Here is a 13236-nt window from a genome sequence, read left to right as displayed (position 1 = left end):
AACAACATGATCAAGACCAAAAATGCATAATCTTATTGTTGCATTTCTTTGCTCTCTTTCCATTACGCTGCTGATCATTCGTTACGCGTCAATGAATGAGCGATTCGCCGGAGGCGATACTGACACGACGGGCGTCCAGAAATTTCACGCACGACCGGTGCCTCGCATCGGCGGAGTCGGTATTTTGATTGGAATCGTTGTCTCGGCTGTCTGGCTGCATTTCACGTATTGGTCCATTTCAAACACCATTCTTCTTCTGGTCGCATGCAGTGCGCCTGCGTTTGCTTCTGGACTGTGCGAAGACCTGACCAAGCGTGTTTCGCCGCGAGCAAGGTTGGTGTGCACGATGCTGGCAGCTGCCCTTGGATATTGGGTGCTCGATATTGCCGTTACGCGTGTCAGCGTTCCCTGGCTTGATCTTGCGCTGTCTTATGTCGCGGTCTCGTTCGTCATTACCATTTTTGCCACCGCGGGACTTGCCAATGCGATCAATATCGTCGATGGCTTCAATGGTCTTGCATCAATGGTTGCTCTCATGATGTTCGCTTCATTGGCGTATGTCGCTTTTGAAGTGGGGGATGCAGTCGTTCTTTCTGCATCGCTGATCATGATGGGTGCGGTTCTCGGATTTTTTGTCTGGAATTTCCCCGGCGGTTTGATTTTCCTTGGCGATGGCGGCGCATACTTCATCGGTTTCATGCTGGCGGAACTTTCCATCATGCTCGTCATGCGGAATCATGCTGTCTCGGCGTGGTATCCGATTCTGCTTTTCATGTATCCGATCTTTGAAGTTATTTTCTCGATTTATCGGAAACGATTCGTGCGAGGCATGTCGCCGGGAATTCCGGATGGCGTTCACCTTCATATGCTCGTGTACAAGCGCATCATGCGTTGGGCAGTCGGCTCGAAATCTGCGCGTCGGCTTACGCAGCGGAACTCGATGACGTCGCCATACCTTTGGATGCTCTGCCTGATCGCGGTCGCGCCTGCGACATTATTCTGGCGTTACACGCTCCATCTGTTTTGCTTTGCGATGTTTTTTGCGGTCGCTTATGTATGGTTTTACGTCAGCATCGTCAGATTCCGCGTGCCCCGATGGATGGTCGTGCGAACGAAGGTTCATATGATCGATGCAGATCTGAGCGTTTGATGGCCTGAGCGTTGCCGTCAAGGTATGCAACGGCTCAGGCAGGCATGTGGTGGAGGCGACCGGAGGCCAAGTGGAAGAAGGGCGCCGTTTCATCTGGATGATTGCATTGCCAGCGCGGGATAGTGGGGTGGCATCCGTGGGTTCGAGGATCCAGAACTGCGTGTGACGCCGGCGCTACATGGATCCTGCAGCGAGGCCATTTTTTCCACGAAGATCGACTCCGCCGTTAGGAAAGAAGCTACAATTCGCAACATTTCTTACAAAATTTCGAGTACTCGGGACGGGGCAGGTTTTACCTATTCACGTTGTTTTCCGAGATGCCGCGAATTGCCGTTTGCGCACGAAGATCGTGACGCCGGCATGACTTAAATCTGGTGTCTAGTCATATGCGCTTCATTCGTCGCGTTGGTCAAGTATTGTTTGTTGGTATCTCCACTCTATCGCTGGGCGCGTGTGCGTTGGCGCCCGGGATGCATTTCAGCTCCAGCGAGCCCGTCGACGCAAACAATACAGCCACGGTTCCCCAGGTGATCGCCATCACGCCGGATCTGGTCACGAAGCAGCGAGACGAGCGTCTTCGTGTGACCACCGAGGACTACAACGCATTAGTGGCAGCACCAGCGCCCTATCGGATCGGGCCCGCCGACGTCCTCTCGATCATTGTTTGGGACCACCCGGAACTGGTCGTGCCGAACCTGACTTATACGATCGGTGAAACCGGTGGCACGTTGCCGAGCGGACCGGGGCTTTCCAGTCAGGCGGTCCCGGGCTATGTGGTCGGATACAACGGTGACGTCCAGTTTCCCTATATTGGTACGTTCAAGGTGGGCGGGCTGACGATTGCCGAGGTGCAACGTGGCCTCAAGACGGCATTGAGGCCGTACATTCGCACACCCGAGATCACGGTGAGCGTCGTGGCCTACCGCAGCAAGCGTATTTTTGTCGAAGGTGCGGTGGCTCAGGCCGGCATCAAGCCCATCACAGATATCCCGATGACGCTGCCTGAGGCTTTGGGTACTGCCAACGGCATTCCTGCAGGCGTCGGCGATACGAGCAGGGTCGAACTCATCCGTAAAGGCAAGCGATATCGGCTGAACATTCCGGCAATGATGGCGAGCGGATTCGATGTTTCAAGAATCCTGCTGCAGGATCGCGATGTAGTCAGGGTGTCGCCGCAAACGTACAACCAGGTGTTTGTGGCAGGGGAAGTCAACAAGCCGACACCGCTTCAGATGCACGACGGGCAACTTACGTTGAGCGACGCGTTGGCCAATGCCGCCAGCGTGAACCCGACTTCCGCAGAACCGGCCGCGATCTACGTGATACGTGCAACCGAGGATCCCGCGAAACCTGATGTATTTCGCCTCGATGGCAGCTCGCCGGTCGGTTTTGCCCTCGCGGAGCATTTCGAGTTGAAGCCCAAGGATGTCGTATACGTCGATGCCACCGGCCTCACGCGCTGGAGCCGCATGATCAATCTGCTGGTGCCGACTGCTGTCGGTGCAAACGCTTCTCGTGGCGTCGTGAACTAAATTTGTTATGCGCTCGATACTTGTAGTGTGTGTCGGCAATATTTGCCGCAGCCCGATGGCGGAGGGGCTTTTGCGCCATCGGATCAAGGGGGCTCAAATAAGCTCCGCAGGTTTGGATGCCATGATTGGCCACGGTCCCGACCCGCACGCCTTGGCGTTGATGAACGATCGTGGGATCGATATATCTGGCCATCGAGCCCGACAGCTCGTCGAGCAAATCTCGCGGGACGCGGATTTGATCCTCGTGATGGAAGGCGATCATCGTCGCGCGATCGAGCGGCAATACCCGTATGCACGTGGGCGTGTTTTCCCGATTGGACATTTTAGTGGGGCGGAGGTGGCGGACCCTTACCGTCAATCCCGGTCGGCTTTTGAGGAGAGCCTGAAATTGATCGAGCAAGGCGTGGAGGAATGGGTGCAACGAATTCAGAAGTTGAACTGACCGGAAAGTAATGCTTCTGGCGAGGTGAGCTGAATAGGAAGCAGATCGCCTCAATAACCAAAGATTGAAATTTAAAAGAGTCAGTCGTATTCATGGCCCAATCGAAACATAGCGAAGACGTAAGTTCCATCGAAGTAGCCGAGATTGATTTCGCATCAATTCTTGATGTTCTGCTCGATAACCGGCTGTTGATTGCAGCGATCTCCGCGGTATTCATTCTCGCTGGAGGTCTGTACGCACTGCTTGCGACGCCGATTTATGAATCGAACATCATGGTTCAGATCGAAGACAGTCCGGATGCATCTGCTGCGAAGGATCTTCTCGGCAGCGTCTCGGCTATGTTCGATATCAAGTCAACTGGTGACGCGGAAATCCAGATTCTTGGCTCACGCCTCGTCGTCGCGCGCTCGGTAGACGCGTTGAAGCTGTTCATCCAAGCAAAGCCGCATCGTTTCCCTGTGATTGGCAGTTGGTTTGCACGTCGGAATAATGGCTTGTCTTCCCCGGGCATATTCGGCATGGGTGGTTTTGCGTGGGGTAAGGAATCAATCGACGTTGAGGCATTCGATGTTCCTAAACAATTCGAAGGTCAACCGTACAAACTTGTGGTGCTGCAAGGTGGTCGTTACGAATTAACTGGTCCCGGCTTCGAGAAGCCATTGACAGGTCGCGTTGGAGTCGCTGAAACGATCTCGACGGAACAGGGACCGATCAAGCTGTTCGTCCGCGGTATGAGCGGTGAGGCCGGCATTAGATTCGATCTCGTTCGTGCATCCCGAATAGATACGATTGAAGATCTGCAGAAAAAGTTGCGTATTCAGGAACTGGGTAAGCAATCTGGTGTGATTAGCGCAACGCTTCAATCCGATGATCCAGTATTGCTTAGCGCTATACTGAATGAAATCGGTAGCCAGTACGTTCGCCAAAATGTGGATCGCAAAGCGGCGCAGGCAGAAAATTCGCTGCAGTTTCTCGATGTCCAGGAACCGAAGATGAAGCGGGACCTCGAGCAGTCCGAGGACCGATATACCGCATATCGCAATACGCATAAGGTTTTGGATCTGACTGAGGAGGGGAAATCGATTCTTGCCCAGTCGTCCGAAGCGGAGCAGCAGCTTTTCGCAATGAAGCAGAAGCGCCAGGAACTCTTGACGCGCTTCGGTCCCATGCATCCTGGGATGCTCGCAATTGATGAGCAGATTGGCGCCGCGCAAGGGCATGTTGCAGACTTGACAGATCAAATCAAGCGCATGCCGACTGAGCAGCGCGATGCGCTTCGCCTCCAGCGCGACGTTCAGGTGAACACCGATCTTTATCTGGCGCTTCGAAATAATATGGAGCAGCTACGTTTGCTGAAGGCTGGCAAGATCGGAAGTGTGCGTATGGTCGACACGGCTTCGTTGCCCGAGCGACCGGTTTCGCCCAAGAAGGCGCTTGCCGTTGCCGTGTCTGCTTTGCTTGGTCTGTTTATGGGCGCGGGCGCTGCATTTCTGCGCGACAAGCTCTTTACCGGCATTACCGACGTCCGTGCGTTGGAGACGCATACCGGATTGGCAGTTTACGCTACGGTTCCGCATAGCGAGCATCAGCGCAAACTCATTGCCACCATCTCCGGTCCGATTGTAGCGGGACAGTACAGTTTGCTGGCCCAACTGCACCCTGGTGACCCGGCGGTCGAAAGTTTGCGTAGTCTGCGCACCGCACTTCAGTTCGCAATGCTGGAGGCTGCCAATAATGTGGTGCTTCTGACCGGCCCATCGCCTGGCCTTGGCAAATCGTTTGCATCAGCCAACTTGGCTGTCGTGCTGGCGGAAAGCAAGCGGGTGCTGCTGATCGACGGTGACTTGCGTCGAGGCTACCTCAACAAATATTTTGGCGAAGAGCGAGGTGCGGGTGTCGCGGATGTCATCGCGGGGGCGCATACTGCTGATCAGGTAATCCGTCGAACCAGCATCGCCAATCTCGATATCGTGACAACGGGAACCCTGCCGCCGAACGCCGCGACACTGCTGCTTAACAAAAACTGGGCTTTCTTTGTGAAGGAAGCGTCAGCCAAATATGACATCGTATTGATTGACGCACCTCCCGTATTGGCTGTTACGGACGCGGCCATCATGGCGTCGGTCGCGGGGACGGTGTTCCTGGTTGCCCGCTTTGGCCAGACTCGTGTTGGTGAGGTGGTGGAATCGGTCAAGCAGCTTGCGCAAAGTGGTTCGCGCGTCAGCGGCCTGATCTTCAACGATATGAAACCACGAGGCGGAAATTATAGTTATGGTGGTAAATACGGCAGCTATCGCTACGTTTCCTATAACTACGAGAAAAATTAATAGTCTTTAGAAGATATTTTTCGACCGGAATAAAAACAAGCGGTGAACTGGGGCTATGTCAAATCTTAAATTCAAAATCGGGGTTATCGGCCTGGGGTATGTGGGCTTGCCGCTTGCTGTAGAGTTCGGCAAGAAGATCCCAGTGGTCGGGTTCGATATCAGTCGAGCACGCGTCGATTCCTTGAACGAAGGGCATGACGCTACGCTCGAGGTGGACTCAGCTGAGCTTGCAGAGGCGCAGTGGCTGAAAGTCACCGCGAACAACGAGGATCTTGCGGACTGCAATATCTATATCGTTACCGTGCCCACACCGATCGACGAGCATAAACAGCCGGATCTGCAGCCATTGATCGATGCAAGCGATACGGTCGGTCGCGTCCTCAAGCAGAACGATATCGTGATCTACGAATCGACGGTTTATCCGGGGGCGACCGAGGAAGTTTGTGTGCCGGTGCTTGAGAGGGTTTCCGGCCTCAAGTTCAATGAAGATTTCTTTGCGGGATATAGTCCGGAGCGAATCAATCCTGGTGACAAGACGCATCGGCTGCCATCCATTCGTAAAGTGACTTCTGGCTCGACGCCTGAAGCGGCAGACATTGTCGACGAACTGTACAAGGAGATCATCACCGCCGGTACGCACAAGGCGTCAAGCATTCGTGTTGCCGAGGCGGCCAAAGTGATCGAAAACACACAGCGCGATGTGAATATCGCACTGGTCAACGAACTCGCGATCATCTTCAACAAGATGGGTATCGATACAGAATCGGTACTTGCCGCGGCCGGAACCAAGTGGAATTTCCTTCCGTTCGTTCCAGGTCTTGTAGGCGGTCACTGTATCGGCGTTGACCCGTACTACCTGACTCATAAGGCGCAGTCGATTGGCTACCACCCGGAGATCATTCTGGCTGGGCGACGTCTGAATGATGGAATGGGGCGATATGTCGTGTCGCAGCTTGTCAAGGCCATGACGAAACGACGCATTCATATTGAAGGCGCGCGTGTCTTGGTGCTCGGGTTGACCTTCAAGGAAAATTGTCCAGATCTCCGAAACAGCCGAGTAATCGACATCATTCAGGAACTCGCCGAATACAACGTTGATGTTGACGTGTATGATCCGTGGGTTTCGAAGGAAGCTGCCCGCAAAGAGTATGGAATCGATCCGATCGATAGACCTTCGAAGGGCGAGTATGACGCGATCGTGTTGGCAGTTGCGCATCGAGAGTTTGCCGAGTTTGGTGCCGATGCTATTCGCGCATTTGGGAGGCCTGATCACGTCTTCTACGATTTGAAGTTCGTGTTCCCTTCAAGTGCAACCGATATTCGGCTGTAACTCGTAACTGGTGAATTGATTTACGTTACCGCTCCTTTTTTGACGCGAGCCTGAAATGTCTGACAGTTTCACTGAAGTTACTCGCCAGTTACAACGAAATCCGAAGGTATGGCTGATTACTGGCGTCGCGGGATTCATCGGGTCCAATCTGCTTGAACGACTGCTGAAACTTGATCAGCAGGTTGTGGGTCTTGATAATTTTTCGACTGGTTATCAGCGTAACCTCGATGAGGTTCAAAGTCTTGTCACGCCGACTCAATGGAGTCGATTTCGATTTATCGAGGGCGATATCCGTTCTCTCGATGATTGTCGTAAGGCGTGCAAAGGTGTGGATTACGTATTCCATGAGGCAGCGCTCGGCTCGGTGCCACGTTCCCTTAGTGATCCAATTGCAACCAACGAAGTAAACGTGAATGGTTTCCTGAATATGTTGGTCGCCGGGCGCGATGCCGAAGTGAAATCCTTCACCTACGCGGCTTCAAGCTCAACCTACGGCGACCATCCCGGGTTGCCGAAGATTGAAGACCGAATCGGCAAGCCATTGTCGCCGTATGCAGTGACGAAGTACGTCAATGAGATGTATGCCGATGTTTTTGCTCGGAGCTACGGTTTTCGGACAATTGGCTTGCGGTATTTTAATGTATTCGGAAAGCGCCAGGATCCTGATGGCGCCTACGCCGCTGTTATTCCAAAATGGACGAGCGCGCTCATTCGGAAAGAGCAGGTGTATATCAATGGCGATGGCGAAACGAGTCGGGATTTTTGCTTCATCGATAACGTGATTGAGGCGAACATTCTTGCCGCAACTGCAGGCGAGGAAAGTAAGAACGAGGTATACAACGTCGCGGTCGGTGATCGGACTACGTTGAATGAGCTGTTTGCTACTTTGAAACAGGCTTTGAAAAAGAATGGCGTAGACAATGATCAGTGTCCAATTTACAGAGAATTTCGCGCTGGCGATGTAAAGCATTCTCAGGCAAATATTGATAAAGCAAGAGCTTTATTAGGTTATAGTGGTTCGATTCGAATGAGTCATGGAATCGAATATGCGATGCCTTGGTATCTCAGCTATCTTGGATGAATGTGCGCTGAAGTATGGGTTGCAATTGATTCGTTGGATAAGGTGATTTTTCGGCGCGTTTAACTTGGATTTTTGATGCATTCCCTGTTTCAGAGTATTTTCATTGGCCTCAATAATCGCACGAATCGGTAGTCGTTTTTCGGCTGTTCACGCCGATCACAAGCGCATTCTGCGTAGCGCAATTTTTGTCTCCTTGTTTGTGCTGATCGGTAAGTCAGCCGGCGCATTTAAGGAAATGGCAATTGCGTATCGGTATGGCGTCAGTAATGCAGTCGACGCCTACCAGCTGACGCTCACCATGATAACGTGGGTGCCGGGGACGATCGCAACTGTTTTGGGCGTAGTGCTGATTCCGACGTTGGTGCGCCTTCAAAAGCTCTCGGATCAGGAGCGGAAATTATTTCTGAGTGAACTGCAAGGTGCAAGCCTGTTACTTGGTGCATTATTGGCCGGTGTGCTTTATTGTGCTTGGGATTTTATGTTGCGGCTTATGGATTCACATCTGCCGCCGAGCACGCTCGAATTGTCCCGGGAAATGGCGCGGGGCATGTCATTCATTTCAGTCTTTACTTTATTGATTTGCACCTCAGGTGCACGTTTGCAAGCGCGTGAACGTCATGTCAATACACTGCTGGAATGTATTCCGGCAGCAGTGCTCCTCCTCTGGATATTGGTCACACCGAATAAGAACACATATGTCCCTTTGATATGGGGCACGACGTGCGGCTTTCTGTTGCAGACCGTTTGCCTGAGCCTGTTGGCTAGACGTGCAGACGGAGTCCGCCCGGGTTTGCGTTTTAGCTTTCGGTCCTCTCAATGGCCGACGATGTATCGTGCGGTTGGCATCTTCATTGTGGGTCAAATGGTTATGAGCTTCGTTACGCCATTGGATCAGTATTTCGTGGCAGGTCTGGGCAGTGGAGCGATCGCTACGCTCGGCTATGCCAATCGACTTTTGAGTTTGTTGTTGAGCATGGGGGCACTTGCTATCGGTCGTGCCACATTACCAGTTTTTGCCGATATTTTGAGCAGCGCTAATCCAGGTCGGGCACGTACTACAGCGTTGAAGTGGACGCTGGTGATGTTTGGCGGGGGCTTGGTTGTCGCGCTCATCTGCTGGTTTGGTGCTCCGAAAGGTGTCCAGTTGATGTTCCAACGCGGCGCCTTTAGCGCTCAGGATACGGTTGCCGTATCCGCCCTCCTTAGATGGGGGCTAGTACAACTGCCGTTTTATTTCGCGGTACTTGTATTGGTGCAACTCTTCGCAAGTGAAGGGCGATTTCGGGCTATGGCCGTTATTGCGATTATCAATTTCTTTGTTAAAGCAATTGCCGATTTTGTTTTAATTAAATGGATGGGAATTTCGGGAATTTTGCTTGCAACTGCGTTGATGCATGCATCGTCACTCGGCTGGTACCTTCTCATTTCGCAAAAAAATCGTTAAGCAATCTATGAAGATACTTTTCCTCAATCATTCGATGCGTTGCGGTGGGGCTGAGCGAGTCACCGCTAATCTTGCAAATGAATGGGCTGCGCGGGGATGCGATGTAGAAATCGCAACGTTTACGTCATCTGATTCCGATTTTTACAAATTGGATGATCGGATAGTACGTCTTGAATTGGCGCTCGCCGGTACCTCATCGTGGATATTTGGTGGACTGATAGCCAATTTCAGACGGTTGGCTGCAGTTCGTCATCTCTTGAAGACGCAGCGTCCGGATGTCGTAATCGGAATTATGACGGTTCCGTCCATTCTTGCCATTCTTGCAAATATCGGACTTGGATTCAAAGTAATTGCTACTGAGCACAATCACCCGCCCATGCTCAGAATGAGCATGATATGGGAGAGGCTGCGGAGTCTGACATTTAAACATGCTGCTGCTGTAGTGGCTTTAACGACGGAAACAAGGGCTTGGCTCGAGCGCAATTGTAGCTGTCGAAATGTAAGTATTATCCCGAACCCCGTTGCTTTGCCGGTCGAGGATACGGAACCACGGCTATCGCCCGCGCAATTTGTGCCAGCGGATACGCGAATGCTATTGGCCGTAGGCCGACTTGAGCCCCAAAAAGGATTCGATTTACTGATTCAAGCGTTTTCAAAAATTAACCGGCGCGTGCCAGGTTGGAAACTCGTTATTCTTGGCGAGGGATCTGAGCGAAATCGACTTCAAGAAAAAATCTCGGATAGCTCACTTGACGAATCAATTGCGATGCCGGGTAGAGCTGGAAATATTGGCGATTGGTACAAGAGAGCCGACCTTTACGTTTTGAGTTCCCGATTTGAGGGATTGCCGCAAACCTTGGCTGAGGCAATGGGAAGTGGTTGTGCGGCGGTTAGTTACGACTGTGATGTTGGTCCAAGGGATATTATTCGTGCTGGCGTAGATGGATTGCTGGTGAGTGAGGTGGGTGATGTCGATGCTCTTGCCGACGGTTTGCGGAAAATAATGGTCGACCATCAAGGGAGAAGCCGAATGGCAAGCTTGGCGACAGATGTGGCTACAAGGTTTGCTCCTTCACAAATTCTTTCTCTCTGGGATCGGCTTTTTGTGGATATCGGTTTGAGAGATGTTTATGGTAATGGAATTACGCGTCAAATTTCATCGAAAATGAAATCCCGCGGAACCACAAAAATATGAATGCTCCGTTGACGATGCGCCGCCCGATGGTGGCGTGCGTTAGCGCGAGAACTGGCACGATGAGAATCGCAGCAACGAGACGCATGAATCGAGTACGGACAGTCAAGCGAATATGTTTCGCAAGAGTTGCTGCACCAGCGCGCTGCTATGCATGTCGGGCAGCTGCTCACGGATAGCCGGCACGGCTTGGTTGTGAACGCGCAGGTCACGCAGGCCAGTGGTACAACCGATCGCGACCCTGCGGCTGCAATGCTCGCGCACGCAGCACAACTTACCGCCGTTCCCGTCACGGTTGGGGCCGACAAGAACTGTGACACGGTGGGTTGCGGGCGAACTGCCGCGCCAATCGCTTAACGTCACATGTTGCGCAAAACGTTGGCCGCACGGGTAACTCAGCGATTGATGGTCGCACGACACGCTGGGCAGATACACTGTCATCCGGACCAAATTCATAGAGAGGTGTTTGGCCGGGGCAAGACGGTCGGCCGGTGTCGTCAGGCGGTGTATTGCGGCCGAGAACGGGGCGAGCAGTTGTTCTTGCTGACTCGGGTTGCCTATAACCTCACGCGCGTACGTTTACTCACCGGGAAAGCGGTATAGAAGCGCAAATCAGTGAGGAGATTGCATTGGCTTGCCGAGATTGGTGACGTTCGGCATCAGATCGACACGAACTAGGCTGACGCGGCGTTTTTTTGGAAAGGCACGCCGCGCATCGCTGAGGTGCTTCAACAGCCTGCTGTGCCGGCCGTTACCACCACTTTGGTAGCGAATGCAGGGCGAATTACCTGCGGCTTCTCGGGAAAATCTCATTCATTCCTTTGTTGAGGTTGCAGGACATTGCAACCCGAAGATAAATCAGAAAATACCACCGCAGCACGTAGGCAGTGCGTCTCGTGCAGACACATAACTTGCTCCCCATTTTTGAACATTGAGGAACGCGTCTTTTCTCGAAATGTACAGTGCAAAACACGGCATTTATGTCGCATCATCGAACCACTTTGGGTGATGGGTAAGCAGGCGTCGTTTTGGCTTCTCGGTCGCGATGATTGGTCTGGGCGTCTGGATGAAACGCGGAGGCACCGGAATGCGCATCCGAACCGCAATCGGCTTCTTCGATAGCTACGATTTGGTGGCGTCGCAGCATGGCCGTCCAGCGCCGGATGTGTTATTCTCAGCGCCCAACATGGGCGCCCTCTCCGTGGTCGATGCATTTCGGATGTATGCCACTAGCGACGGCGACAAGTCGCATAACAAGCGTTGAGGGTCAAGCGGTATTGGCGAAGTACGCACCGCAGATAGTCAGACGAAACTTCGTGCACTTGACACGAGGAAGCCAAATTGATGACGAACAAGCTATCGAAGCTCATGCAATGGGCCGACAAATATATTGAAGAGTCGGGTGAAGTTGAGCATGTTCCGTGCAGCGGGCTCAGAGTCGCAATCGAACTCTTTGTCATGTTGGCAATCGTACCGATCGCCATCTCTGTGTGCCTCAATGTCGGTTTTGATCGATGAAGATCACGATTTCGCAGGGCGGCCTCGCATTCTCGGTTAGCAAGAAGCTACTGCAACCTTCTGCGGTTGTCTTCATATTGCTGTCGGCCGCCATTCTGAGTGTCATGGTGCTCGGAGATCGCAGCTTACTGCTTGATCAAGACAATTACATCAACTACTTCAAGTTCACGGACATTGATTGGTTTAAGAGCCTCTGGTCAGATAGCTCGTCGCTGCTAAACTTTGCGGCCAGCACGATGACCGAGGAAATTGGATGGCACGTCTGGGTGCTCGCGATCAACTCGATTGGCTTCGACGCAGAGGTTGGGGTACGCATTACGGTCGTCGCGCTAAATGCCGCCATGATCGCCGCGCTTTGGAACACTCGCCGGCCAATATTCGCTTTGTGCTTGTGGGCCATCATTCCTGTCGGCCTCGCAACGATGGGGCTCTTCCAGATTCGCCAGGGCATGGCATTGACGATCGCCATGTATATGGCGCTTCGATGGAAGCGTCCTGGTCTCGGTGCGTTGGTCGCGGCAACGGTCCATACGACGTTTGCCTTTCCGGCACTGTTCTTGCTGATTGCACGGCTCACGCAACGTCGCGGACCGGTAGTTTCTGCCGTCACAAGTATGTCCGTCGGCGTGCTGCTCGCACTGGCTTCGCGAATTCTGTTCGCGAATTTTGGCGGCCGGCGGGTAGCAGAGTATCGCGACCTCGAACTCACATTCAATGCTGCGTATGTTGTTGCATTGACCGTCTATATGATAGTCCCAATGATGATCCTCTATCATTGGAAAATAGTACGACAGCAACAGGCTCGTGACTTCATAGTGAATCGACTCGCCGTGATGCACCTTGGGCTTATTTCCTTTCTGGTGACGGCATTCTTCGTTTTCCCATTCGCGATGAGTCGAATCGGCTACTATGCGCCAGTGATGGTCGCATTTCTGTTACCTGAGGTCCGTGTAAAGCATCAGATCGGTTTATGGCTTGCGTCGCTCGTGATGATGATGGTCATGTATGACGTCGTGAAAAACTTCTTCTCCGGCGTGTACTCGTACTTTCTATGACGCGTCAATGCCGCTGAACGTAGCATTGACGGTCACCCGCAGCTACATCATTCGCCTATTGGTTTTCGATCGATCGCAAATACGCACGTAGTACTTGCGATCAGATCTTTATTTATGCGGCCCCACGGTTTGCTATGCATCCAACGTCACCGCGGCTTTGAATCT

11 protein-coding genes and 1 pseudogene are annotated in these 13236 nt (G+C 52.6%); all 12 read left to right on the top strand.

The genetic code is table 11. From position 1 onward, the window contains the following. Nucleotides 1–22: 22 nt before the first annotated feature. The 12 genes and pseudogenes from ACV22Z_RS23420 (at nt 23) to ACV22Z_RS23365 (ending at nt 13071) form a co-directional block, all read left to right on the top strand. Complete coding sequence (locus ACV22Z_RS23420) at nt 23–1150, top strand: MraY family glycosyltransferase (protein WP_448078647.1); 1128 nt, start codon at nt 23–25, stop codon at nt 1148–1150. A gap of 386 nt (nt 1151–1536) precedes the next feature. Then, the gene (locus ACV22Z_RS23415) at nt 1537–2682 is read left to right on the top strand and encodes a polysaccharide biosynthesis/export family protein (RefSeq protein ID WP_448078646.1); all 1146 of its coding nucleotides are present in this window, start codon (nt 1537–1539) and stop codon (nt 2680–2682) included. Nucleotides 2683–2707: 25 nt separating this feature from the next. Further along, nucleotides 2708–3124 carry a low molecular weight protein-tyrosine-phosphatase gene (locus tag ACV22Z_RS23410; protein ID WP_448078645.1) on the top strand — a complete coding sequence of 139 codons (417 nt, stop codon included), beginning with the start codon at nt 2708–2710 and terminating at the stop codon, nt 3122–3124. A gap of 92 nt (nt 3125–3216) precedes the next feature. Then, nucleotides 3217–5451: a polysaccharide biosynthesis tyrosine autokinase gene (locus ACV22Z_RS23405; protein ID WP_448078644.1), complete on the top strand. Its 2235-nt coding sequence runs from the start codon at nt 3217–3219 to the stop codon at nt 5449–5451. Between the two features lie 55 nt (nt 5452–5506). Continuing rightward, nucleotides 5507–6781, top strand: coding sequence for a Vi polysaccharide biosynthesis UDP-N-acetylglucosamine C-6 dehydrogenase TviB (gene tviB / locus ACV22Z_RS23400; RefSeq protein WP_448078643.1), 1275 nt, complete (start codon nt 5507–5509; stop codon nt 6779–6781). A 55-nt stretch (nt 6782–6836) separates the two neighbouring features. Continuing rightward, nucleotides 6837–7862 carry an NAD-dependent epimerase/dehydratase family protein gene (locus ACV22Z_RS23395; protein ID WP_448078642.1) on the top strand — a complete coding sequence of 342 codons (1026 nt, stop codon included), beginning with the start codon at nt 6837–6839 and terminating at the stop codon, nt 7860–7862. A gap of 103 nt (nt 7863–7965) precedes the next feature. Continuing rightward, nucleotides 7966–9306 carry a murein biosynthesis integral membrane protein MurJ gene (murJ, locus tag ACV22Z_RS23390; protein WP_448078641.1) on the top strand — a complete coding sequence of 447 codons (1341 nt, stop codon included), beginning with the start codon at nt 7966–7968 and terminating at the stop codon, nt 9304–9306. A gap of 7 nt (nt 9307–9313) precedes the next feature. After that, nucleotides 9314–10501 (top strand): glycosyltransferase family 4 protein, encoded by a 1188-nt coding sequence (locus tag ACV22Z_RS23385; RefSeq protein ID WP_448078640.1) that lies wholly within the window; start codon nt 9314–9316, stop codon nt 10499–10501. Nucleotides 10502–10505: 4 nt separating this feature from the next. Beyond that, nucleotides 10506–11101: pseudogene (locus ACV22Z_RS23380) on the top strand (IS5/IS1182 family transposase); the annotation flags it as partial. Between the two features lie 484 nt (nt 11102–11585). After that, nucleotides 11586–11762, top strand: a complete 177-nt coding sequence (locus tag ACV22Z_RS23375; protein WP_448078639.1) for a hypothetical protein — start codon at nt 11586–11588, stop codon at nt 11760–11762. Nucleotides 11763–11842: 80 nt separating this feature from the next. Further along, a complete protein-coding gene (locus ACV22Z_RS23370; protein WP_448078638.1) occupies nt 11843–12016 on the top strand; it encodes a hypothetical protein in 174 nt (57 codons plus the stop codon). Then, entirely contained in the window at nt 12013–13071 is a 1059-nt protein-coding gene (locus ACV22Z_RS23365) for an EpsG family protein (RefSeq protein WP_448078637.1), read from the top strand. The genes ACV22Z_RS23370 and ACV22Z_RS23365 overlap by 4 nt, the downstream gene beginning before the upstream one ends. Nucleotides 13072–13236: the final 165 nt, after the last annotated feature.

Source organism: Burkholderia sp. PU8-34 (assembly GCF_053427725.1).
Note: the sequence above shows the minus strand (reverse complement) of the source record. Positions and strands in the feature narration are given on the sequence as shown.